At 68.1% G+C, this 20,440-nt stretch carries 18 protein-coding genes and 1 pseudogene; 12 read left to right on the forward strand and 7 right to left on the reverse strand.

The window, feature by feature from the left end; translation table 11 throughout:
• From ACXJLU_RS27560 to ACXJLU_RS27575, 4 genes are all read left to right on the forward strand, one after another.
• On the forward strand, positions 1–858 hold an 858-nt coding region (locus ACXJLU_RS27560; RefSeq protein ID WP_457336499.1), incomplete at its 5' end, for a hypothetical protein.
• A complete protein-coding gene (gene dsbD, locus ACXJLU_RS27565; RefSeq protein ID WP_457336501.1) occupies positions 855–2,705 on the forward strand; it encodes a protein-disulfide reductase DsbD in 1,851 nt (616 codons plus the stop codon). The genes ACXJLU_RS27560 and dsbD, both read left to right, overlap by 4 nt.
• Positions 2,706–2,789: 84 nt before the next feature.
• The gene (locus tag ACXJLU_RS27570) at positions 2,790–3,434 is read left to right on the forward strand and encodes a dihydrofolate reductase family protein (RefSeq protein ID WP_457336503.1); all 645 of its coding nucleotides are present in this window, start codon (positions 2,790–2,792) and stop codon (positions 3,432–3,434) included.
• 807 nt (positions 3,435–4,241) lie between these two features.
• The gene (locus ACXJLU_RS27575) at positions 4,242–4,919 is read left to right on the forward strand and encodes a CE1 family esterase (protein WP_457336505.1); all 678 of its coding nucleotides are present in this window, start codon (positions 4,242–4,244) and stop codon (positions 4,917–4,919) included.
• A gap of 60 nt (positions 4,920–4,979) precedes the next feature.
• Here ACXJLU_RS27575 and ACXJLU_RS27580 read toward each other — a convergent pair whose 3' ends face one another.
• The 3 genes from ACXJLU_RS27580 to ACXJLU_RS27590 form a co-directional block, all read right to left on the reverse strand.
• On the reverse strand, positions 4,980–5,318 hold the full coding sequence (locus tag ACXJLU_RS27580; RefSeq protein WP_457336507.1) for a PRC-barrel domain-containing protein: 339 nt from the start codon (positions 5,316–5,318) through the stop codon (positions 4,980–4,982).
• A gap of 136 nt (positions 5,319–5,454) precedes the next feature.
• Positions 5,455–6,093, reverse strand: a complete 639-nt coding sequence (locus tag ACXJLU_RS27585; protein WP_457336509.1) for a LysE family translocator — start codon at positions 6,091–6,093, stop codon at positions 5,455–5,457.
• Between the two features lie 64 nt (positions 6,094–6,157).
• Positions 6,158–8,365, reverse strand: a complete 2,208-nt coding sequence (locus ACXJLU_RS27590; RefSeq protein WP_457336511.1) for a M14 family zinc carboxypeptidase — start codon at positions 8,363–8,365, stop codon at positions 6,158–6,160.
• 92 nt (positions 8,366–8,457) lie between these two features.
• Here ACXJLU_RS27590 and ACXJLU_RS27595 point away from each other — a divergent pair, with 92 nt between their 5' ends.
• On the forward strand, positions 8,458–8,958 hold the full coding sequence (locus ACXJLU_RS27595) for a hypothetical protein (RefSeq protein WP_457336513.1): 501 nt from the start codon (positions 8,458–8,460) through the stop codon (positions 8,956–8,958).
• Between the two features lie 7 nt (positions 8,959–8,965).
• Here the strand turns inward: ACXJLU_RS27595 and ACXJLU_RS27600 are convergent, their stop codons facing one another.
• From ACXJLU_RS27600 to ACXJLU_RS27610, 3 genes are all read right to left on the reverse strand, one after another.
• On the reverse strand, positions 8,966–9,610 hold the full coding sequence (locus tag ACXJLU_RS27600) for a glutathione S-transferase family protein (RefSeq protein ID WP_457336515.1): 645 nt from the start codon (positions 9,608–9,610) through the stop codon (positions 8,966–8,968).
• Between the two features lie 111 nt (positions 9,611–9,721).
• The gene (locus ACXJLU_RS27605; RefSeq protein WP_457336517.1) at positions 9,722–10,540 is read right to left on the reverse strand and encodes an HNH endonuclease; all 819 of its coding nucleotides are present in this window, start codon (positions 10,538–10,540) and stop codon (positions 9,722–9,724) included.
• A gap of 65 nt (positions 10,541–10,605) precedes the next feature.
• Entirely contained in the window at positions 10,606–10,941 is a 336-nt protein-coding gene (locus ACXJLU_RS27610; RefSeq protein WP_457336519.1) for a hypothetical protein, read from the reverse strand.
• Positions 10,942–11,090: 149 nt separating this feature from the next.
• Here ACXJLU_RS27610 and ACXJLU_RS27615 point away from each other — a divergent pair, with 149 nt between their 5' ends.
• From ACXJLU_RS27615 to ACXJLU_RS27625, 3 genes are all read left to right on the forward strand, one after another.
• On the forward strand, positions 11,091–12,290 hold the full coding sequence (locus tag ACXJLU_RS27615; RefSeq protein WP_457336521.1) for a lipase family protein: 1,200 nt from the start codon (positions 11,091–11,093) through the stop codon (positions 12,288–12,290).
• 87 nt (positions 12,291–12,377) lie between these two features.
• Positions 12,378–13,013: a DUF6088 family protein gene (locus ACXJLU_RS27620; RefSeq protein WP_457336523.1), complete on the forward strand. Its 636-nt coding sequence runs from the start codon at positions 12,378–12,380 to the stop codon at positions 13,011–13,013.
• A gap of 3 nt (positions 13,014–13,016) precedes the next feature.
• Entirely contained in the window at positions 13,017–14,048 is a 1,032-nt protein-coding gene (locus tag ACXJLU_RS27625) for a nucleotidyl transferase AbiEii/AbiGii toxin family protein (RefSeq protein ID WP_457336525.1), read from the forward strand.
• A 138-nt stretch (positions 14,049–14,186) separates the two neighbouring features.
• Here ACXJLU_RS27625 and ACXJLU_RS27630 read toward each other — a convergent pair whose 3' ends face one another.
• Positions 14,187–14,846 carry an oxygenase MpaB family protein gene (locus ACXJLU_RS27630; protein WP_457336527.1) on the reverse strand — a complete coding sequence of 220 codons (660 nt, stop codon included), beginning with the start codon at positions 14,844–14,846 and terminating at the stop codon, positions 14,187–14,189.
• Positions 14,847–14,935: 89 nt separating this feature from the next.
• On the opposite strand from ACXJLU_RS27630, the gene ACXJLU_RS27635 reads away from it, so the two are divergent.
• From ACXJLU_RS27635 to ACXJLU_RS27650, 4 genes and pseudogenes are all read left to right on the forward strand, one after another.
• On the forward strand, positions 14,936–16,126 hold the full coding sequence (locus ACXJLU_RS27635; protein ID WP_457336529.1) for a M20 aminoacylase family protein: 1,191 nt from the start codon (positions 14,936–14,938) through the stop codon (positions 16,124–16,126).
• Positions 16,127–17,287: pseudogene (locus ACXJLU_RS27640) on the forward strand (diaminopropionate ammonia-lyase); the annotation flags it as partial.
• Between the two features lie 12 nt (positions 17,288–17,299).
• Positions 17,300–18,550 (forward strand): Zn-dependent hydrolase, encoded by a 1,251-nt coding sequence (locus ACXJLU_RS27645; RefSeq protein ID WP_457336531.1) that lies wholly within the window; start codon positions 17,300–17,302, stop codon positions 18,548–18,550.
• 392 nt (positions 18,551–18,942) lie between these two features.
• Positions 18,943–20,256 carry an IS1182 family transposase gene (locus tag ACXJLU_RS27650; protein ID WP_457336533.1) on the forward strand — a complete coding sequence of 438 codons (1,314 nt, stop codon included), beginning with the start codon at positions 18,943–18,945 and terminating at the stop codon, positions 20,254–20,256.
• The last annotated feature ends 184 nt before the right edge of the window (positions 20,257–20,440 follow it).

Genomic DNA, 20,440 nt, shown 5'->3' on the forward strand with positions numbered 1-20,440 from the left:
GCCTGCGCGCCTGCGCCTGCGCCTGCTCCTGCTCCCACACCGGCGCCTGCCCCGGCGCCGACGCCCGCTCCGGCGCCTGCGCCTTCCCCGGCACCCGCGCCAGCGCCCGCACCGACTCCCGCCCCTGCCCCGGCCACGCTGGCCTGCACCGACCTCGCGCTGTGCGACGACTTCGAGTCGACCACCGCCGGCGCGGTGCCGAACCCGGCGCTGTGGAGCGTCGGCGGGCCGAACTGCTTCGACGGCAGCGGCAAGGCGACGATCGACAGCGCGGTCTCGCACGGCGGCAAGCAATCGGTGCGCATCGACCCGGGCAGCAGCTACTGCGGCCATGCCTTCATCATCAACAGCAAGGTGGCGACGATGGGCTCGGTGGTCTACGGCCGCTTCTACATCCGGCTCGCGACCGCGCTGGGCGACCCGCACGTGACCTTCATGTCGATGCACGACGCGATCGAATCGGTCGACGGCAGCATGCAGGACCTGCGCATGGGCGGCCAGAGCGGCATCCTGATGTGGAACCGCTCGAAGGACGACGCGACGCTGCCGTCGCTGAGCCCGACCGGCATCTCGCTGAGCGCGAAGCTGCCGGCCGCCACCTGGACTTGCATCGAGTTCGGGCTGAACTCGGCGATGGGCACGATGCAGACCTGGGTCAACGGCACGGCCGTGGCCGCGCTGCAGCTCGATTCGACGCAGACCGCCGACGTGGACCAGGCCTGGCTCGCGAGCCGGCCTGCGTGGAAGCCGCAGGTCACCGACCTGAAGCTGGGCTGGGAAGCCTACGGCGGCAATGGCAACACCGTGTGGCTCGACGACGTCGCGCTGCACACCAGCCGCATCGGGTGCGGATCATGACGAGGTGGCGTTGGCTTGTTTCCACGATGGCGCTGCTCGCGGCGCCGGTCTTTGCGGCGGACGAGTTCCTCGACCCCGCGCAGGCGTTTCGCAGCAGCGTGCAGGTTCGCGATGCGCAGACCATCGAGCTGCGCGTCGACGTGGCGCCGGGGTATCACCTGTACCGTGATCGCATCACGGTCGGTGCACCGGTCGCCACGCCGGGCGGCGCTGCGGCGCTGGCCGAGCCGGTGCTGCCGCATGGCAAGCAGGAGTACGACGAAGGCTTCGGCAAGTACGTCGAGACGCTGCGGGGCGCCGTCACCGTGGTGCTGCCGTTGCGCAGCGCGAGCGGTGACTTCGGTGTCGCCATCAGCTACCAGGGCTGTGCCGACAAGGGGCTGTGCTATCCGCCGCAGAACGCCGGCATCAGCGCGCGCGTGAAGGACGGCGCGCTGCAGCAGGTGTCCTGGCTGCCGGAGGGCTTGCCGGAAGCCACGGTGGCTGCGGCCGCCACTGCAGCACCCGTCACGCCGACCGCCGCTGCACCTGCGGCGACCGAGTCGGCCAGCGGCCGCGTCGAATCGGCGCTGCGCTCGGGCAACCTGCTGACGGTCGCTGGCGTGTTCCTCGTCGCCGGGCTGCTGCTGTCGTTCACGCCCTGTGTGCTGCCGATGGTGCCGATCCTGTCGTCGATCATCGTCGGCACCAGCGGCCCGGTGTCGCGGGCGCGCGGCTTCGGCCTGGCGCTCGCGTACTCGCTGGGCATGGCGATGGTCTACACCGCGCTCGGCGTCGCAGCCGGGCTGGCCGGCGAAGGGCTGGCCGCCGCGCTGCAGAACGCCTGGGTGCTCGGTGCCTTTGCGCTGCTGCTGGCGCTGCTCTCGCTGTCGATGTTCGGCGTGTACGAGCTGCAGATGCCGAGCGGGATCCAGGAAAAGCTGAACGCCGGCGCGGGCCGCCTGCGCGGCGGACAGCACGTGGGCGTGTTCGCGATGGGCGGGCTGTCGGCGCTGATCGTCGGGCCGTGCGTCGCGGCGCCGCTGGCCGGCGCGCTGGTCTTCATCAGCCAGTCGCGCGACGTGCTGATCGGCGGGCTCGCGCTGTTCAGCCTGGCGGCCGGCATGAGCGTGCCGCTGCTGCTGGTCGGCGTGTCGGCCGGCTCGCTGCTGCCGCGCACCGGCGCGTGGATGGAAGGCGTGAAGCACCTGTTCGGCGTGCTGCTGCTCGGCGTGGCGCTGTGGATCGTGTCGCCGGTGCTGCCGTCGGCGGTCGTGATGGGCATCGTCGGCGCGGGGCTGCTGGTCGGCGCGGCGTGGCTGTTCGACGGGCGCTCGGCGCAGCCTTCGGGCAAGCACCGCCTGCTGCGCGGTGTGGCGCTGGTGCTGGGCCTGATCGGCGTGGCGCAGGTGGCTGGCGCGCTGTCGGGCGGCGGCGACCTGCTGCAGCCGCTGGCGGGTTTCAGCGGTGGCGGCGCACGCGGCGGTGTGGCGCAGGCGGCGATCGAAGGCCCCGCCTTCAAGCGCGTGCGCAACGTGGCCGAACTCGACGCTGCGCTGGGCAGCGCGGGCGGCAAGACGGCGATGCTGGACTTCTATGCCGACTGGTGCGTCTCGTGCAAGGAGATGGAGCACCTGACCTTCAACAAGCCGCCGGTGCAGGCGCGCATGAACAACGCGCTGCTGCTGCAGGTGGACGTGACGGCGAACAGCGCCGACGACAAGGCGCTGCTGAAACGCTTCGGGCTGTTCGGGCCACCGGGGATCGTTTTCTTCGACGGCACGGGCCGCGAGAAGGCGGGCACGCGGGTGGTGGGGTTCCAGGCGCCGGCGGAGTTCGGCGAGGCGTTGAGCGCTGCGGGGCTCTGAGCCAGAGCGTTGCCGCTTCGGCGGTGTCGATCCTGGTGGTGGCGGTTCGTCGTATAAGGACAACCGCCTCTTTCAGGAGACCCCATGTCCAGACTCAAGGTAGCTGCGTTCTCGGTATCCCTCGACGGCTTCGGCGCTGGCCCCGACCAGAGCCTGGAGAACCCGCTCGGCGTCGGCGGCGAAACGCTGCACGAGTGGTTCTTCGGTACCACGACCTTCCAGCAGATGTTCGGCAAGGCAGGCGGCGAGGCCAATGCCGACGACGGCTTCGCGAAGCGCAGCTTCGAGAACGTGGGCGCCTGGATCCTCGGGCGCAACATGTTCGGGCCGGTGCGCGGGCCGTGGCCCGATGACCAATGGAAAGGCTGGTGGGGCGACACGCCGCCGTACCACGTGCCGGTGTTCGTGCTGACGCACCATGCGCGCGCGCCGCTGGAGATGAAGGGCGGCACGACCTTCCACTTCGTCACCGGCGGGATCCACGAGGCGCTGGAACGCGCACGCGATGCGGCCAAGGGCCAGGACGTGCGCGTCGGTGGCGGCGTCGCGACGATCCGCCAGTACCTGCAGGCCGGGCTGATCGACGAGATGCACCTCGCGGTCTCGCCGACGCTGCTGGGGCGTGGCGAATCGCTGCTGTCGGGCATCGACCTCACGGCACAGGGGTTCCGGTGCACCGAGCATGTGGGGACGGCGAAGGCGCAGCACGTGGTGCTGGCGAAGGGCTGAGGCACCAGCCACGTCGGTGAACGCGAGAGGCAGGGGCTTGCATCCTGTTGCAACAACCCATGCCGCGGCCATTGAATCGTCAATGGCTCGTCAATTCTCCTGAAACTGCGCCTCACACAATGGCCGCAAATGGCGGGTGAGCACATCGAATGACCCGTGCATTTCGATGTAAATCGAAATTGCATCCTGTTGCACGACGTCTCGCTGCGCCAACGCCCCGCGCGGCATCCGTCGACTCCGCAAGTTTCGTCAGCTTTGCTGACATCGCGACTCAGACACTAGCGCCGAAATCGAGGGCGCCGCATGTCGAATGAGATGGGCGCGTCGCAACCACTTTGACGCAACAGGATCTTCACGATGAGCATGCCAAACCGACGTCCCGGACGCGCCACTGCGACGAGTGCACTGCTGTGCGCCATGGTGCTGTCTGCCTGCGGGGGAGGCCACGACTCGGACACCGCGGCACCGATTGGGTCGGCACCAGCACCAGCACCAGCACCAGCACCAGCACCAGCACCAGCACCGGCTCCTGCTCCTGCTCCTGCTCCTGCTCCTGCTCCTGCTCCTGCTCCTGCTCCTGCTCCTGCTCCTGCTCCTGCTCCTGCTCCGGCTCCGGCTCCGGCTCCGGCTCCGGCTCCGGCTCCGGCTCCTGCCCCGGCTCCGGCTCCTGCCCCGGCTCCGGCTCCTGCCCCGGCTCCTGCTCCTGCCCCGGCTCCTGCTCCTGCCCCGGCTCCCTCCAACAAGAGCGCCGGATGCGGCAAAGCCGCCCAGTTCGCGAGCGGCAAATACACGCTGACTTCAGATGGCGTGACGCGCGATTTCTGGGTTCGCGTTCCGTCCGGCTACAAGAGCGACAACGCCTATCCGCTGATCGTCGGGCTGCATTGGCGTGATGGCAGTGCCACCGACGTCTACAACGGAAACAGCTGGGCCAGCGGCAAGGCCTTCTATGGCTTGAAGGAACTCTACGGCGAGACCGCGATATTCGTGGCCCCGGCCGGATTGGACGCCGGCTGGGCCAATCCGAATGACCGCGACATTCGCTTCGTCGGCGCGATGGTCAGCCAGCTCAAGCAGGGGCTGTGCACCGACACGAGCCGCACCTTTGCGACCGGCTTCAGCTTTGGCGGAATGATGTCGAACGCGATCGGTTGCCAGATGGGCGACGTCTTCCGCGCCGTGGCGCCGATGTCGGGATCCGTCTGGAGCGGTTGCGCCACGTCCTCGAACAAGACTGCGGCGATATTGCTGCACGCCAAGGAAGATGCCGTCGTCGGCTACCAGTTCGGCGAAGAGGCACGAGACAAGTTCATCGCCAAGAACAGCTGCACCCAGACGACCACCACGATCGGAGCCAATGGCTGCGTGATCTACCAGGGTTGCACCGACAACAAGCCGGTGGCCTGGTGCGGGTACAGCAACGGTGGTCACTGGCCGCCGGGTTTCGCTGCGACAGAAATCAAGTCGTTCTTCGACCGCTTCTGAAAACGCCAAGGGCACAGCACGGGGTGCTGTGCCCTCGGTCGAGCTTGGCAAGCCGGTTGCTTACCAGCCCACGCCGTAGTAGTCGTACACGCGGCGACCGTAGCTGTCGTCGTACGTCGGCTCGTCGTTTTCCGCGTAGCGCGGCGCGCCTTCGAGCTGCCTTTCCGACAGCGGGACGACATAGCCGTCGAGGTTGGTGTCGTACTTCAGCATCGCCCACGGCACCGGGTAGCGGTCGGTGCCGACGCCGAGGAAGCCGCCGAACTCCAGCGCGGCGTAGCGCACCTGGCCGGAGCGCTTGTCGATGATCAGGTCGTCGATCGAGCCGAGCTTGTCGCCATTGCTCGCGTAGACGGTGGTGCCTTCGACCTTGTCGGAAGAGATGACGGGATTGCTCATGAGGGTCTCCTTCACTGCGCTCTGCCGCGGGCGACATGCCCGTGGCCTGAACCTCCATTGGTCCATCGCAGCGGGTTGCGCACCATCGGAGCAGGCGCGGCGCGCCTGTAGGAATCTGCCGCCGCGGCTTGTCCGCTCAAGCAGCCTTGCTGCGCAGGCCGAGCAGGCTGACGCCGAGCACGACGAAGCTGCCACCGAAGACGCGGTTCAGCAGCCGCGCGCGGCGCGGCTCGGCGAGCCGGCCCTTCACGCCGCGCGCAAGCAGCACGTACACCGCATGCGCGAAAACCGCGCAGCCGGCGAAGGTGACCGTGAGCACGACGAACTGCTGCGCGGCGCCCGCGCCGGCGCGCATGAACTGCGGGAACAGCGCGGTGAAGAACAGGATCGCCTTCGGGTTGGTCAGCGCGACCGTGAGGCCGTTGCCGAACAGGCGCCACGTCGGCGTGCTGGCACGCGCCTGCGCCCCGGAGGCCTCGGCGAACATCGCGCCGCCGCTGCGCCATTGCCGGATGCCGAGGTAGACAAGGTAGCCGGCGCCGAGCAGCTTCAGCACGAGGAAGGCGGTGGCGGAGGTCTGCAGCACCACGCCGAGCCCGGCGGTGGCGGCGGTGGACACCAGCAGCAGCCCGACCGCATTGCCGAGCGAACTGATCATCGCGCGGGCCGGGCCCACGCTGAGGGAGTTGGACACCGCCAGCAGCACGGCCGGGCCGGGTGTGAAGGTGACGAAGAGGGAGACGAGCAGGAAGGCGAGCCAGTCGGAGAGGGCCATGGGGCGAAGCAGGAGGGAGCAGCGGGTGCGCCGATGTTAGCGGCGCACCCGCTCTCTCATGACCTCACCAGTTGAAGCCCAGCGTGTACTTCCCGCTGGTCGCGCCGGTGCCGCCGCTGTAGAACTTCACGCGCACATAGCGCGCCGACGCCGCGGTGTCGGTGTTGCTGACACTCGCCGCATCGACGACGCCCGACCCCTTCTCGCTCGCGGCCAGCTGGGTGCCCGACGAGTTGTAGATGTAGAGGTCGTAGTCGCTCGACGCGTTGGGCGTCAGCGTGGCCGTCAGCGTCTTGCCGGCCGGCAGGTTGACGAGGAAGTAGTCGCCGTCAGTCGACGAGCCGATCGCGCCGTTCCACGTACCGACCGCGGCCACCGCATTGGCAGTGCCGATGTTGTCGTTCGGCTCGGCCTCGTTGTTGCCCGGCGTGACCACGCTCGCGATCTTCAGGAACTGCGCCGTCACCGGCCCCCATTGGCCCGACGACACCTTGGCGCGCACGAACACCAGGTGCTTGCCCAGCGACAACCCTGTCGTGGCCAGCGTGCCGCTGAGCGACTCGGTGGTCTGGTTGAAGCTGCCGTCGGTGGCCGTGAGCGCAATGGCCGTGGCACCGGCCACCCACGGCGGGGTGTCGATGTAGGCCTCGCCGCCGGTCACGTTCAGCACGGGCTCGGTGCCGTTGCTCTGGTTGAAGCGCGTGTCGGTGGCCGATGCCGTCAGCGACACCGGCGTGCCGGCGAGCACGCCGCCGCCGCTGGCATCGCTGCCGAGCGTCACCGTGGTCACGTCGGCACCGGCCGGCGTCTGGTACGGCGCGCGCACCACCTTGGCGGCGTAGATCAGCGCCGGCAGGTTCTTCGGCTTCGTCGTGCTGTTGTACGTGGTGCAGCTCTCGAAGAAGCTGGAGCCCAGCTCGATCGTGTAGGCCGCCACGCCGAGCTCGCCGTAGCTCGGGCCGTCGCTGGTGCCGTCGGTCGCGTACAGGCCGATCGACTGCTCCGGCGTGTAGCCGTTGAAGTACGCGAAGCGGCGGCCCAGCGTCTGCAGCGCGGTGGCGTTGGCCGTCGGCGTGCTCGTGGTGCCCCAGGGCCACAGCACCAGCTGGCTGTAGCTGTGCACGTCGATGTGGATGCCCGAGGTGTCGACCGGCGCCCCGTCACCGGGGTTCGGGCCACGGCGATCCGGGAAGATGCTGCGGATGTAGTTCTGCACCGCCTGCGTCTCGGGCTCGGAGCCTGCGGTCGGGCCGCGGTAGGTGAGGTCGCACTGGCTGCCGCTGGAGCCCGAGCCGCCGGTGCTGTTCCAGCCGAACGTGAAGTTGCGGTTCAGGTCGGCACCGCGGGTGTTGCTGGTGGCGCCGCAGTAGGCGGTGTTGGTGTTCTTGCGCCACGAGAGCCCGCCCTCGGCCTTCTTGCGGCCGTCGGGGTTGGTCTGCAGCAGCAGGTGCACCTCGTGGTGGTCGACGATCCAGGTCGCGTCGGGGTCGGTGCCGTAGCCGTTGAGCAGCCAGCGCGCGAACTCCAGGTTCAGCGGCGCGGTGGTGTATTCGCGGGCGTGGATGGCGCTGTTGACGAACAGCTTGGGCTTGGTGCCGCCGATGGCACTGTTGGTGATCTTCAGCACCCGCATGTCGTAGCCGCCGGAGCCGACGGTCTTCTGCCACGAATCGCCGATGTCGATCCAGCTCGCGAGCGTCGGGTAGGTGGTGGTGAAGGCCGCCGCGGCGGTGAAGGTTTCCTCCACCGTCTCGTAGCAGCTGAAGCCGGGGATCGACTGGATGGTGGCGTCGCCGGCAGCGGCGCCGGTGATGCCGGTAGACGCGCCAGGTGCCGTGGTGCGGCTCTTCGCGTCGGCGGCGGCCTGGATGGCGGCCAGGAAATCGTCGCGGCGCTGGATGAACTCGGGCGCGTTCTCGATGCGGAAGCCGAAGCTGCGCAGCGCGGCGATGTCGGCCGCCTCGAGTTCGAGGACGAGGAAGCCTTGCTCGTAGTTGGATTCGAGCAGGTTGGCGTGGAAGGTGACGGCGGCCTTGCGCAGCATGGCTGCGTCGGGGTAGAAGGCCTTGTAGATGTTGGTGCGCTGCTTTTCCTGCTGTCGCAGCAGGCGCATCTCGGTGGCGGAGTCTTGAGGCGTGGCCACCTGGCCGGGCAGGCGCGCCGGGGTGGTGGGGCTGGACTGCGTGGACTGCGAGAAAGCTGACGGTACTGCGGAAACTGCAAGGAACAACGCGGCAATTGCCGCCCGCGGTTGCGGACGTACGTTGGTCATGGAACGCTCCCTGTGGTTTACGGTACCAGCCCAGCTGCGTGGGCTGGATCGGCGCGCGCTCTCGGCTGGGGATCGACCCATCGGAGCGCCGAATGATTCTGGGCGACTTCTCCCTGTTCGGCGATGGGAGTAACAAGATGAACAAGGTTATTTATTGGGTATTGGCAATGGCCGCGTGTTGCGGTAATTCGCGTGCGTGCGAAGGGGATGCCGCGCAATGGGCGAGCGAATTTGCTGCATTGCGAACAGTGCGCGGGCACTTCGATGGTGGGAATTGGGCAGCGGATGTGGACCGCTGGCAGGGGCGCAAGCATCGGCTGATGCAATGCCTGGCTGCTGGGTTGTCAACAGCGGGGACGCCGGTGGAGCGGGTGGTGGCGCGGATGGGCGAACCGGATGCGCGGGTGGCGTGCCCGTCGGCGGCGTGCGACGGGGTGGTTCGGCTGATGGAGGCGCGGGGGGAAGCCGAGCGGGTGGTGGCTGAAGGCGCCCAGCTGTGGGTCTACCTGTGGCGCGGGCAGCACGACCGGTTGGTGTTCACCGTGCTCGCCGGCAAGGTATCTGACGTGGCGTGGGCGTACGCGCTGGAGTGACTCCGCGCTAGGCTGCCTCGACCCGGGCGCAGTACGACTCGAAGGTGCGCTTCCATGCGGAGCGGGCCAGGCATCGGTCGCGGTACGACACGAGCTTCGGATACGGCGCGATCAATGACGCGTCCTTGATGCCCGACGAGAGCACGTGCGCCATCAGGATGTCGGCGACGGTGAAGCTGTCTGTCGCGACGAATTCGCGGTTGGCGAACCAGCGCTCCAGGTTGCCCAGCATCCGGTGCACCCAGCCGACCAGGAACTGGCGGTGCTTGCCGCAGCTGCCATCGGCCGACCAGTCGAGCACCATCAGGCTGAGCAGCGGCATCTCGACCGAGTTCATCGCGGCAAAGCACCAGCGCATCACCTGCGCCTCGCCGGCACGGTCGGCGGGCATCAGGCGGCCGGACTTTTTCGCGAGGTGGACGACGATGGCGGCGGATTCGGACAGCAGGAGGCCGTCATCGTCGATCGACGGGATCTGCTCGAAGGGGCTGAGCCGGCGATAGGCCTCGGTGTTCAGGTCGTGCGCGGGGTGGTCCATGCCGGCGATCTCGAACGGGATCTGCATCTCTTCGAGGGCCCACAGCACGCGCAGGTCGCGGGTGTGGCCGCGGGCGCCGGCGTTGACTTTGGAGAAGCCGTAGAGCTTGAGCATGGGGGTGGTCCTTTGCTGAGGCTGAGATGCTGCGGAGGGTAACGGCATCGCGATGTGGGATGCGCAAAACCTAGCCGAGATAGATGTTGCTGCGGCAGTGACAGCTTCGATTCACTTTGCACCGCGGCTTTGCTTCGCAGCTATATGGAGTGCTGCAACCTCCTCGACGCTCAACCAGGGCCGGCTTGCATGCACGACCCGGTGGCAGTTCGCGCATAACAACGCGAGATCGTGAACGCTGGTTCGATGCCCTTCAGCCAACGTATGGAGCGGCTTCGTGTGGTGTACATCAATGATGCCGCCGGCTGATGGCCCATACGCATCGACGAAGTCGAAGCCGCACGCAGCACAAACCAGTCGTGCGGACTTCTTCAACGCCATCGCCTTCACCTGCTCGACGAGCTTTCGGCTTCGCTCCCGTTGCCGATGAACGCGCGTGAGAATCCGCCCCTCTTCGGCGTCCTGGATTTCGGGCTCGTCCTCCGCCAAAGAGGCTGAGGAGTCGTCTCGACCTGAAATGCAACCCCGAATGGCCTGACTGACTTCGGTCAAGCGCTGCGGGTCATTGGCAAAGAGCTGCCAAACAACCTCTTCGTCCTTGTTGCCTCGCTGCAGCCCGACCTTGCCTTGCGCCGTGTAGTCCGGATCGAACCGCCGGAAGTTCATCATCTTCATGTAGACGCCGGCGGAGTTCCTGAACGTTCGCTTGTCGTCGAGTTGCACGGCCCGACCGAGTTCGTTCAAGACGGACGACAGCTCCTTGACCGCGGCACTGTCCTTGGAGGGCGGTGAGTTTCGATGCCGCAAGTACAAGTCCAACGCCAGGATCAGCTCATCCCTCGTCCACGCGGGGTTGCGTGGAGTCGTCGGAGTCTCTATTGCCTTCGGCGCCTTTGCCATGTCCGTCCCCGTGCCAATGCCGACGCGCATCGAAGGTGCGCGATTCGAAGTCGCATTGTCTCGAATGAAAGACGCTCAGGTCCAGGGCATTCGCATCAGCATTGCCCACCGGATCGCACCCACTCCCCAACCCGCGCCGCCTCTTCCGACAGCAGCCGCAACGCCGTGACACTGAAACGCCTCAGCGAATCATGTCGACTCCGATCGATCAGCGGCGTGTGGTCATCGATGCGCAGCCAATCGTCGAACTCAGCAATCTCCAACAGCGCTCGCACACCATCGGCGACGTCGATCGTCTGCCCAATCAGCCGGTTCAGGTGACGCGCCTCGATGACCCGATCGTCCGTCGACTCATCGGTCCACCGAAATTCCTCAAACTGTGAGGGCGAAGATGAGGGCGACTCCTCATCGTCAGCGGCATTGATGCTCATGCGTATTGGCTCCAGAAGTTGAATGCGCGCGCGTGAAAAAGCCGCCAGTGGGCGGCCTCACGCGGGTATCTTCCGAGACGCCAATCTCGACCCAGGCTCTCGCCTGGGCGCGGCCAATGTAGCACGCACCCTGCCGCAGAATCGGCCTCATGCGCCATGTGCCACGACTCCTGCTGATTGCCCTGGCGACCGCGCTGCTGCTCGCGCTCTTGCTCGTCTTTGCAGCTTGGTACTTCACCCTCCCCACCACCCCCGACCCCTTCTACTCCGCCACCTACCGCATCCCCTTCCGCCCCGGCACGCTGCTGCGCCAGGAGTCCTTCACCCGCGGCGTGCCCGAAGGCGCCGTCGCGTGGCGCATCCTCCACGCCACCACGCGCGACGACGGCTCGCCCGCCCTCGCCAGCGCCATCGTGATGGTCGCGCGCAACGCGCCCGCCGGCCCGCGCCCGGTCGTCGCGTGGGCGCACGGCGGCACCGGCATCGTTCGCGGCTGCGCGCCCTCGCTGCTCGGCAATTCGTTCGCCCACGTGCCCGCGCTGCAGCCGCTGCTCGACCAGGGCTGGGTCTGGGTCGCCACCGACTACGTGGGCCTGGGCGCCGCCGGCATCCACCCCTACCTGGTCGGCACCGGCCAGGCCCGCTCCGCGCTCGATGCGGTGCGGGCCGCGCGGCAGATGGTGGGCGTGGCGCTGTCTGAGCGCACCGTCGTCTGGGGCCATTCGCAAGGCGGTAACGCGGCCCTGTGGGCCGGCATGCTCGCGCCCACCTACGCGGCCGACGTGCCGCTGGCCGGCATCGCCGCCCTCGCGCCGGCGAGCGACCTGCCGGCGCTGATGAGCGCCGTGCAGCACACGCCGGTCGGCCGCATCACCTCGGCGTACGTGCTGCAGGCTTACAGCGACACGTATGGCGACGTGAAGTTCGATGACTACGCGCGCGGCTGGCCGGCGCTGATGGCGCGCGACATCGCGTCACGCTGCCTGGCGGGTGGACGGGCCTGGTTCACTGCGGTCGAGGCAGCGGCTGTCGGCGGCAGCATCTTCTCGGCCCCGCCCACGAGCGGGCCGTTGGGCCGGCGGCTCGCGGAGAACACGCCGGTCGGGCCATGGACGCAGCCGGTGCTGGTGGCGCAAGGGGTCGCGGATGAGCTGGTGCCGCCGGAGGTGCAGTCGCGCTTCGTCGCGGCGCGCTGCCAGGCAGGGCGGGTGATCGACTACCGGCGGTATGAGGGGCGGGATCACCTCTCGCTGGTGGCGGCGGATTCGGCGTTGGTTGGGGAGTTGGTGGCGTGGACTCGGGAGCGGTTTGATGGTGTGCCTGCGGAGGTGGTGTGCCGCGAGCGGTAGAGATCCCCGGAGGACGGAGCAAGACACTCTTGTTTTGTTAAAAATGTTGGGTTGTTCTTTTAACACGAAAGTACCAAACTACGCCCCATGTCGAACCCACAAACGGCCACCGCGAGTTCCAGCGTCACCCAGCAGATTGCCAGGCGCATCGCCCGCGCCAGCAAGTCCCATCCTTCTCGCGTCTACACCCCGTTCGACTTCCTCGATCTCGGCACGCCGCACAGCGTCGGCATGACGTTGCTGCGTCTTGTGCGCGCAGGCGACCTTCGTCGCCTTGCTCGCGGCCTGTACGACGTGCCGCGCCAGCATGCGCTGCTGGGCGAACTGCTTCCGCCGGCCGATGACATCGCGCAGGCGCTCGCGCGGCGAGATGGTGCGTCGGTGCAGCCGTCCGAGGCGATGGCAGCCAACCTGCTGAGCTTGTCGGAGCAAGTGCCTGCACGCGCGGTGTATGACACCGATGGTCCGAGCCGCAAGGTCACCGTCGGCCCACTCACGGTGCAATTGAAAAAGCGCCCAGCACGGCAGGTGCGAAGTGCCAGCCCGATGAGCAGCCTCGTGTTCGCGGCCCTGCGCAGCGTCGGCAAGCAACACGTCACGCCGGAACGCATCGAGCATCTGCGCAAGACCTTGTCCGCCGCGGATCGAGCCCGGTTGCTGAAAGACCTGCCGCTTGCTCCCGCGTGGATGCATCCGCATCTGCGATTCATCGCCGATCAATGACCCATGCCGCAATTCGCCCACGCACCCATCACCGAACGAAGCCTCATCTTCACCGAGGTGTCTGCTCGGCTGGGCCTGACTCCGGTGATCGTCGAGAAGGACTTCTGGGTTTGCTGGGCCCTGGGTCGACTCTTTGCGTCGCCCGAGATCTCGCGGCACGTCATCTTCAAGGGTGGAACGTCGCTGTCCAAGGTCTACGCCGCGATCCGCCGATTCTCTGAAGACATCGACCTGGCCGTCTCGCCGGCGGCGCTGGGCTTCGACGAGAACGAATTGATCGACGCACCATCGGCCAGCCAGCGACGCAAGCGGATGCAGCAATTGGCCATCGCCTGTGAAGATTGCGTGCGACAACGCTTCCAGCCAGCGTTGGAAGCGAGCCTCGCCTCCGCGCTCGGGCCTGCGCCCGGAGGTTCGTGGTTGACGTTTGAGATCGACGCGACCGCAGGCACGCCCAACCTCCTCTTCAACTACCCGTCTGCCTTGCCGCAGCCCGGCGGCTATGTCGAAAAGCAAGTGAAACTGGAGTTCGGGGCGCTCACCAACCAGCAGCCATCGGAACAGCGTCAGATCATCGCGCTGCTGGCCAACGCACCGGGAGCTTCGCTTGCTTCGGCCTTCGACGACATGCATGCCGATGTCGTCGCGCTGTCGTTCGAACGCACCTTCTGGGAGAAGGTGACCATCCTGCACGCCGAGTACCACCGCCCGACCGAACTCCCGATCCGCGATCGTTTCGCACGCCACTATGCCGACGTGGCATCGCTTTGGGCGCACCCGCAGCGAGATGCCGCACGTGCACGCCTCGATCTGCTGCAAGACGTGGTGACCCACAAGAGCCACTTCTTTGCCTCGGCGTGGGCGAACTACCAGACAGCGATGCCGGGCACGCTCCGGTTGGTGCCTCCTTCGCATCGGCACTCTGCATTGGCACAGGACTACAGCAAGATGCAGCCGATGTTCATGGATGCGCAGCCTTCGTTCGAAGAGCTGCTCGATCAGCTGGCGCAGGCCGAGCACGAACTCAACCGCTGAAGCGCATCGCCCACCTTGAGCGGGCCTTCGATACCTCAGGCTGAACGGGTCTTTGCAGTCGTGCAGTTGAAGTGAAGGACGAACCCTTCGACGGACGGGCCCTCGACAAGCTCGGTCCCTGCTCAGGGCGAACGGATATCAAGCCGACGTGATCCACCGCACCCACCCACTCGCCTCCCCCAACCCCAACACCTCCCGCACCCCCGGCTCCATCGTCGCCAGCATCCCCTGCCGGAACGCCCAGCGCGTGCCGAAGGGCACCGTCAGCTTCACCACGTCGCGCAGGCACAGGCGCGCCAGGCGTTCGCCTTCGGGCGTGCGGGCCATGCAGCGCGCCTCGTACTCGCGCTGCAGTTGCTGCCATTGCGGCAGCGCCTCGGGTAGCTCGCTCATCCCCATCTCCTGCCCCACGCGCTGCCAGAAGGCCAGCAGCAGCGCGGTCTCATGCGCCTCTAGCTTCACCCGCGCATGCCGATCGTTCCAGCGCAGCGGCTCAAGAAAGAACGTGGCCAGCACGTAGCGATAGTCGCTCGCATCGGCCGGCACGTGGCGATGCACCTCGCGCAACCGCCGCAGCGCCGCTTGACCTGCCTCGCTGTCGAAGCCGTGGCAGATCAGCTCGCGCAGCGTCTGCCGCGTGCGCGCCAGCCGGGCCTGCGTCTGCGACACCAGCTGCGCATGCCCGTACAGCGTCGTCACCAGGTGCGCGATGCCCATCATGCGGATCAGCGCCAGGTAGGTGCCGATGCGAAACGTCATCCGGTGCCGGCCGTAGTACAGCGCCTCGATCTCCGTCACCTCGGTCCCGTGAAGTTGAGCTGCGCATTCTCGGCGAGCCCGCGGTCGACAATGCAGCATCCCAGCGTCCGTCCTGCCCGGAGCCCGCGATGTCCACCCCATCCTCCCCCTCAGCCACCGAGTTCGAAGCCCAGCTGCAAAGCTGGCGCCACCACCTGCACCGCCACCCCGAGACCGGCTTCAACGAGCGCCGCACCGCCGACCACGTGGCCCGCGTGCTCGAGCTGCTGGGCATCGAGGTGGAGCGCGGCATCGGCGGCACCGGCGTGGTGGGCACGCTGACGGTGGGCACCGGCCGCGGCGCGATCGGCCTGCGCGCCGACATGGACGCCCTCGCCCTCGCCGAAGCCGCCGAGGGCCGCGCCCATGCGTCGCTGAACCCCGGCTGCATGCACGCCTGCGGGCACGACGGCCACATGGCGATGCTGCTCGGCGCGGCACAGTTGCTCGCGCAGCGTCGGGATTTCGACGGCACGGTGCGCTTCATCTTCCAGCCCGCCGAAGAACACGGCCGCGGCGCGGCGGCGATGATGGCCGACGGCCTGTTCGAGCGCTTCCCGGTCGACGAGATCTACGGCGCGCACAACATGCCCGGCCTGCCGGTCGGCCACATCGCGACGCGCGTCGGCGGCATCATGGCCAGTGAAGACAACTTCGTGATCCGCATCACCGGCCGCGGCGGCCACGCGGCGCGGCCGCACATGGCCGTCGACCCGCTGGTGATCGGCGCCGAGATCGTGCTGGCGCTGCAGACCATCGTCGCGCGCTCGGTCGACCCCGGTCAGCCGGCCGTCGTCTCGTGCACCGAGTTCATCACCGACGGCATCCGCAACGCGCTGCCGACGCACGTCACGATCAAGGGCGATACGCGCAGCTACGCGCCCGAGGTTCAGGCGCTGCTCGCGCGGCGGATGCGCGAGCTGTGCGAGGGCATCTGCGCCGCGCATGGCGCGCGTTGCGAGGTGGAGTACACGCACGAGTTCGCGCCGACGGTGAACTGGCCGCAATGCGTGCCGGTGGCGGTGGCCGCGGCCACCGAGGTGGTGGGCGCCGACCGCGTTGACGACGAGGTCGCGCCGATGATGATCTCGGAAGATTTCGGGGCCTTCCTGCGCGTCGTGCCCGGCGCCTTCGTCTTCATAGGCAACGGCGATGGCGACAGCCCCGGCGCGGTGCCGCTGCACAACGCGCGCTACGACTTCAACGACGCGCTGCTGCCGATCGGCGCGCGCTTCTTCGCGGAAATCATTCGCCAGCGGCTGCCGCGGCGGGAGGCCTGAATGTTGTTCCTCAACCCGCGGGCCGATCGCCGGCCTTACGACGCCGCGCTGCAGGCGATCCTGAATGTGGAATCCGGGCGCGAGGGGCGGCGCTGGCTGCGCGCGTGGTCGCTGTTGAACGAAGGCGCCACGCCGCTGTGGCCTCTGCCGCGGCTGGCCGCGCAGCTGGGCATCGCGCATCTCGCGGTGAAGGATGAATCGACGCGCTCGCCGCTCGGCAGCTTCAAGGCGCTGGGGGCGCCGCTCGCGCTGCTGCGGCTGGTGCTGCGGCGCTGGCCCGATCGCGGCTGGCAGCCGGCCGACCTGCTGGCCGGGAAGCACGCGGCCGAACTGCGCGAGCTGGTCGTCATCAGCGCGACCGACGGCAACCACGGCCGCGCGCTCGCGGCAGCGGCGCAGAGCATCGGTTGCAGCTGCGTGATCGTGCTGCACGCCCACGTCAGCGCCGAGCGCGAGGCACCGATCGCCGCGTTCGGTGCCGAGATCGTCCGCATCGCCGGCGACTACGACGCGTCGGTGCGCGAAGCCGCGCGGCTCGCCGCGGCGAACGGCTGGACGGTCGTCTCCGACACCTCGTACGACGGCTACGAAGCCATCCCGCGCGACGTGATGCAGGGCTACGGCACGATCGCCGACGAGGTGCTGGAAGCCGGTGGTGCGCCGTTCACGCACGTCATCGTGCAAGGCGGTGTTGGTGGGCTCGCGGCGGGCATCGTCAGCCACTTCTGGGAGCGTTTCGGCGCGCAGCGGCCTGTGTTCATCGTCGTCGAGCCGGAGCAGGCCGATTGCCTGCTGCAGAGCGCGCGCAGCGGCCGGGCCGCGCGCGCCAGTGGCTCGGTCGATTCGGTGATGGCGGGGCTGGCCTGCGGCGAGACTTCGCCGCTCGCGTGGCGCTTCTTGCAGCCGGCCGTCGATGCCTTCTTGGCGGTGGATGACGATGCAGCCGTGCAAGCGATGCGCACGCTCGCCGAAGGCAGCGCCGGCGATGTGCCGGTGCTCGCCGGTGAATCGGGAGCGGCCGGGCTCGCAGGCTTGATCGCGTTGCTGGCCGATCGCGACGCAGCCCGGCAGCTCGGCCTCGACGCGAACGCCCGCGTGCTGCTGTTGAACACCGAGGGCGCGACGGCGCCGGGTGTCTACGAATCGCTCACCGGTCAATCGCCCGATGCGGTGCTGGCGGCGCAGGCCGCGTGGCGCGCGCGCGATGGCATTGACGACGCAGCGCTGCTGGCGCGCATCGACCAACACGCCCGCATCGGCGCGATCGACGGCGGCGGCGTCTGCCGCATCGCGCTGACCGATGCCGATCGCGCGGGCCGCGAGCAGCTGGTGCAGTGGATGAAGGAGGCCGGGCTCGAGGTGCACGTCGACCAGATCGGCAACCTCTTCGGCATCCGCGCCGGCACGTACGACCTGGCGCCGGTGATGACCGGCTCGCACATCGACACCGTCGCCACCGGCGGCCGGTACGACGGCATCTATGGCGTGATGGCCGGGCTGGAGGTCGTGCGCTGGCTCGACGCGAAAGGCGTGCGCACGCGCCGCCCGCTGGTGGTCGCTGCCTTCACCAACGAGGAAGGCGTGCGCTTCATGCCCGACATGATGGGCTCGCTGGTGCATGCCGGCGGGCTGCCGCTGCAGCAGGCGCTCGACACGATCGGCACCGACGGCGCGCGGCTCGGCGACGAGCTGCAGCGCATCGGCTTCGCCGGATCCATGCGCTGCGGCACGATCCGCCCGCATGCCTTCGTCGAACTGCACATCGAGCAGGGGCCGGTGCTGGAGGCCGAGGGCATCGCGATCGGCGCGGTGCACGACCTCCAAGGCATCTCATGGCAGTCGATCAGCATCCAGGGCCAGTCGAACCACGCCGGCACCACGCCGATGCACCTGCGCCGAGACGCCGGCCACTGCGCGGCGGCCATCGCGGTCTTCGTGCGCGAGCTGGCGCTGCGCTTCGGCGGTTCGCAGGTCGGCACGGTCGGCGCGATCGAGCTGCACCCGAACCTGATCAACGTGATCGCGTCGCGCGCGACGCTGACGGTCGACCTGCGCAACACCGACGAGGCCACGCTGCAGCGTGCCGAGGCCGAGCTGGCCGGCTTCGTGCAGCGGCTCGCGGCCGAGCAAGGCGTGACGATCACCGCGCACTCTCTGGCGCGTTTCGAGCCGGTGCGTTTTGACGAGCGGCTGGTCGGCCGCATCGAGCAGGCCGCCGCGGCGCGTGGGCTCACGCAGCGGCGCATCACGTCGGGCGCGGGGCACGACGCGCAGATGATCGCGCGCATCGCGCCGTCGGCGATGATCTTCGTGCCCAGCCGCGGCGGCATCAGCCACAACCCGCGGGAGTTCACGGCGCCCGGGCAGCTGCGCGATGGCGCGAACGTGCTGCTCGATGTGCTGCGGGCGCTGGCGGACGAATAGCAAATCACCCCGTTCGCCATGAGCCTGTCGAAGGGCCTGCGCGCATGGCACCAAGGCTTCGACAAGCTCAGCCCGAACGGCAGAACACCCGTTCACCCTGAGCCCGTCGAAGGGCCTGCGCGCTTGGCACCAGGGCTTCGACAAGCTCAGCCCGAACGGTGGAAAACCCGTTCGCCCTGAGCCTGTCGAAGGGCCTGCGCGCTTGGCACCAAGGCTTCGACAAGCTCAGAAGGTGTGAACCAATCCCCGTGTTTGACGTTGAGGAGCCCATGAGCACAAACACCAAGGCGACGGGGAGTGAAGAAGGCACGGGGGAACTGTTCGAGCAAGGTGCGGTGCCGGTGCCGGCAGAGGCCGGGCAGCCGCGTGCACAGGCTGAGGTCTCGCCGAGATTGATGCGCGCACAACGTGACCAAGTCGAGTTGCGTGCGTGGGACCTGGACTCGTCGCTGGCGCGCGATCACGCGGCGCGCACCGTGTGGGCGTTCGTGCAATCGGTGGACATGACGGCGGTGTACGCGGGGATGAAGGCGGTGCAGGGCCACCCCGGGCGCCCCGGGATTGATCCGGCGATCCTGATGGCGCTGTGGTTGTGGGCGACGCTGGACGGGGTGGGTTCGGCCCGAGAGATCGACCGGTTGTGCGAGCGAGACGACGCCTATCGATGGCTATGTGGTGGCGTCGGGGTGAACTACCACGCATTGGCGGACTTCCGCAGTGGCCATGCGCAGTGGCTGGATGCGCAACTCACGCGCAGTGTGGCGTCGCTGCTGGAGCGCCGGCTGGTCAGCCTGAACGTGGTGTCGCAAGACGGGCTGCGGGTGAGGGCATCGGCCAAGGCCTCGAGCATGCGCCGCAAGGAGCGGCTACAGCAGTTGCTGGCTCAGGCGAGCGCGCAGGTGCAGGCGCTCAAGACGGAACTCAACGAGGATGCGGGGGCGAGCAGCCGGCGCAAGCAGGCTGCACAGGAGCGCGCCGCGCGTGAGCGCGAGCAGCGGCTGATGCAAGCGCTGGCGACGATGCACAAGATCGAACAGCAGAGCGAGGCGAACAAGCCCAAGCGCAAGTCCCCCAGGAAGCCCGGGCAAGACAAGGACGATCCGCCTGGGCCGGCGAAGCCACAGGCCAAGCGCGAGCCGCGGGTGAGCACGAGCGACCCCGATGCCCGGGTGATGAAGATGGCCGACGGCGGCTTCCGTCCGGCGTTCAACGCCCAACTGGTGGTGGATGCCGAGACGCAGATCATTGCTGCGGTGGAGGTGGTCAACAGCGGCAGCGACATGCAGCAACTCGCACCGATGCACGCCGCGTTGCAAGGGCGCTATGGCGTCATGCCCGGGCATTGGCTGGCCGATGGGGGCTTCGCCAAGTTCGACGCCATCGAGCACCTGGCCCGCCAAGGTACCCAGGCCGTGGTGCCACCGCCGAAGAGCCGCCACCATCCAGAGGTGGATCCGTGTGCACCGCATGATGGCGACAGCGCGACCATCGCGAAGTTGCGCCAGCTCATGAGCACTTGCGAAGGGCAGGCGCTGTACCGCCGGCGGGCAGCCACGGTCGAATGCGCCAACGCGCAATTGCGTCGACGTGGACTGCAGCAGTTCAACGTGCGAGGTCTGCTCAAGGCACGAGCCGTTCTCTTGTGGCACGCCCTGGCGCACAACCTGATGCGCATGGCGAAGTTGAACCATGCGTTCGCGAGCTGAGCCTGAACCCCGTCTGGAGCGGGCACTGGGCGCCCTCGGATCGCCCTATGGCGACGCCGATGACATCACGCAACAGACGAGTGCGGCGCACAGGATCGCACCGTCAACCCCAGGTCCTGAACCTCACGACGCCCGCGTCCACGAGGTTCAGGCTTCAGATACGATTCCTTCACAGGTTCTCAGC

Source organism: Rhizobacter sp. P5_C2, from assembly GCF_054049715.1.

Coding starts and splice junctions, on each gene's coding strand:
- ACXJLU_RS27595 (WP_457336513.1), top strand. CDS start 8,458: ATGATTCTGGGCGACTTCTCCCTGTTCGGCGATGGGAGTAACAAGATG.
- ACXJLU_RS27600 (WP_457336515.1), bottom strand. CDS start 9,610: ATGCTCAAGCTCTACGGCTTCTCCAAAGTCAACGCCGGCGCCCGCGGC.
- dsbD (WP_457336501.1), top strand. CDS start 855: ATGACGAGGTGGCGTTGGCTTGTTTCCACGATGGCGCTGCTCGCGGCG.
- ACXJLU_RS27605 (WP_457336517.1), bottom strand. CDS start 10,540: ATGCGCGTCGGCATTGGCACGGGGACGGACATGGCAAAGGCGCCGAAG.
- ACXJLU_RS27615 (WP_457336521.1), top strand. CDS start 11,091: ATGCGCCATGTGCCACGACTCCTGCTGATTGCCCTGGCGACCGCGCTG.
- ACXJLU_RS27570 (WP_457336503.1), top strand. CDS start 2,790: ATGTCCAGACTCAAGGTAGCTGCGTTCTCGGTATCCCTCGACGGCTTC.
- ACXJLU_RS27580 (WP_457336507.1), bottom strand. CDS start 5,318: ATGAGCAATCCCGTCATCTCTTCCGACAAGGTCGAAGGCACCACCGTC.
- ACXJLU_RS27610 (WP_457336519.1), bottom strand. CDS start 10,941: ATGAGCATCAATGCCGCTGACGATGAGGAGTCGCCCTCATCTTCGCCC.
- ACXJLU_RS27590 (WP_457336511.1), bottom strand. CDS start 8,365: ATGACCAACGTACGTCCGCAACCGCGGGCGGCAATTGCCGCGTTGTTC.
- ACXJLU_RS27620 (WP_457336523.1), top strand. CDS start 12,378: ATGTCGAACCCACAAACGGCCACCGCGAGTTCCAGCGTCACCCAGCAG.
- ACXJLU_RS27635 (WP_457336529.1), top strand. CDS start 14,936: ATGTCCACCCCATCCTCCCCCTCAGCCACCGAGTTCGAAGCCCAGCTG.
- ACXJLU_RS27585 (WP_457336509.1), bottom strand. CDS start 6,093: ATGGCCCTCTCCGACTGGCTCGCCTTCCTGCTCGTCTCCCTCTTCGTC.
- ACXJLU_RS27625 (WP_457336525.1), top strand. CDS start 13,017: ATGCCGCAATTCGCCCACGCACCCATCACCGAACGAAGCCTCATCTTC.